The following is a 2,061-nucleotide window of genomic DNA, read 5'->3' as shown; positions in this document are numbered from 1 at the left end:
GCAGGGGAACCGGAAGGAGCCGTAGCACAATGATTTCAACAGCGTCGCCAAGCTATAGAGAAGTAGTAGACAAGAACGGCAGGGTGTACCGGATCGGTGAGACCGACCGCGACCTCCTGGGACGTTCACGGGCATGGATGGTGTGGTTGCCCTGGATTGCCATGATGGCGATCAGCTCGTCCGAATACGCGTTCACCTCGGCCGAGGACACCCTCGTCGAAGCGCACGGCTGGGGCCACGGACACATCTTCTGGTTGCTCGGCGTATGGGTGTTCTTCCAGGCCGCAGTGGCATTCCCGGCAGGCCGGCTGCGGGAGAGCGGCAAGTTGTCGGCCAAGGCGGCGATGATGCTCGGCGCCGGCGGGGCGTTGCTGGGATACGTGTCTCTGGCGTTCGCTCCGAACGTGTTCTTCGCGTACCTGGGCTTCGGCTTCTTCGGCGGAACCGCTGCCGGTTTCGTCTACGCCACCTGCGTCAACATGGTGGGCAAGTGGTATCCGGAACGGAAGGGCGGCAAGACCGGGTTCGTCAACGGCGGGTTCGCCTACGGTTCGGTGCCCTTCATCTTCCTGTTCACCTCGTACCTATCTGTCAGCAACTACGAGGGAATCCTGTTCGCGGTCGGCGTCTTCCTGGCTGCGTTGGTGGCCATCAGCGGGTTCTTCTTCAAGGACCCGCCGAAGAACTGGTGGCCCGCGCACGTCGATCCTCTGGTGGCCAGTGAAGACCCGCGGATCCGGCGGGCCCTGCTGAAGAATCCGCCCGCGGTGAAGCAGTACACGCCGATGGAGGCCATCAAGACCGGCATCCTTCCGCTGATGTGGTTCGTCCTGCTCTGCACCGCAGGCATCAACATCTTCGGCATCGCGATGCAGGTGCCCTTCGGTAAGGAGATGGGCTTCGCCGGTGGCATCGTGGCGCTGGCGATGAGCCTCAAGGCCATCATCAACGGCACCGGGCGCGGCGTGATCGGCTGGATCTCCGACCTGTACGGGCGGCGGAACACGCTGATCATCGTCTGCGCGGTGCTGGGGCTGTCCCAGTACGCGGTGTACCTGTCCGGCTCCATCGGCAGCATGCCGCTGTTCCTTCTGGCGTCGATGGTCTCGGGCTTCGGTGGCGGCGCGATCTTCCCGCTGTTCGCGGCGATGACCGCCGACTACTTCGGTGAGAACAACAACGCGACCAACTACGGCCTGGTCTACAGCTCGAAGGTGATCTCTGGCCTGGTCGGCGCCGGTATGGGTTCGGTCGTGGTGGACAACTGGGGTTACGGCACGGCGTTCGTGATCGCCGGTACGGTCGGCGTCGTCTGCGCCTTCATCACGATCCTCCTCAAGCAACCCAAGCTGCCCGCCGAGCAGCAGCGGACGCCGCAGAAGGACGAGACGCAGGCCGCGCTGGTGCTCGACTAGCCGTCCGCCTCGCAGTCAGCGCCCCGGGTGTGGGCCACGTCCTGCCAAGGACTTGCCCGCACCTGGGGCGTCCCCAGTTTTGGATGTCGCACGAATGGCAAATCGTGACATGGCAAGACAGTTCATTGCATACGAAAACCTGTACCCTAAGAACCGTCCTCTAGGCGAAGGAGCACGCCATGTCACTTCCCCTCCAGAGCCGGCGCGCGCCTGGCCAGGCGTCGGGTAACGGGCTTTCCGACGCAGCCGCTCGCCGGGTGCAGCGGCCGGCTCCGTTGCGCGAGGCGGTCTACGACGCCATCGTGGAACTGATCGTGAACGAGACCCTCAAGCAGGGTCAGCACCTCGTCGAGAACGAACTGGCCGAGTATCTGGGCGTCAGCCGTCAGCCGGTGCGTGAAGCGTTGCAGCGCTTGCAGACCGACGGTTGGGTGGACCTGCGTCCCGCACAGGGCGCCTTCGTGCACAGCCCCACCGAAGAGGAGGCCGACCAGCTTCTCGGCGTCCGCTCGGTCCTGGAGACCTACTCCGCCCGGCTCGCCGCCACCCACGCCACGCCAGAGGACGTCAACCGGCTGTGGGAGCTGCAGCAGGACGGACTGAACGCGTTGTCGGACAACGACGTCGAGGGTTTGGTGGCGGCCAA

2 protein-coding genes are annotated in these 2,061 nt (G+C 64.6%); both read left to right on the top strand.

Annotated elements, in window-relative coordinates; genetic code table 11:
• Positions 1-146 precede the first annotated feature (146 nt).
• Positions 147-1,415, top strand: a complete 1,269-nt coding sequence (locus VFG33_RS02500; protein WP_325021915.1) for an OFA family MFS transporter — start codon at positions 147-149, stop codon at positions 1,413-1,415.
• Positions 1,416-1,594: 179 nt separating this feature from the next.
• Positions 1,595-2,061 (top strand): GntR family transcriptional regulator (locus VFG33_RS02495; protein ID WP_325021913.1); only part of this gene is annotated, 467 nt, incomplete at its 3' end.

This window comes from Kribbella sp. (assembly GCF_035687465.1).
Taxonomy (GTDB): Bacteria; Actinomycetota; Actinomycetes; order Propionibacteriales; family Kribbellaceae; genus Kribbella.
This window is presented reverse-complemented; position numbering and strand designations above follow the sequence as displayed.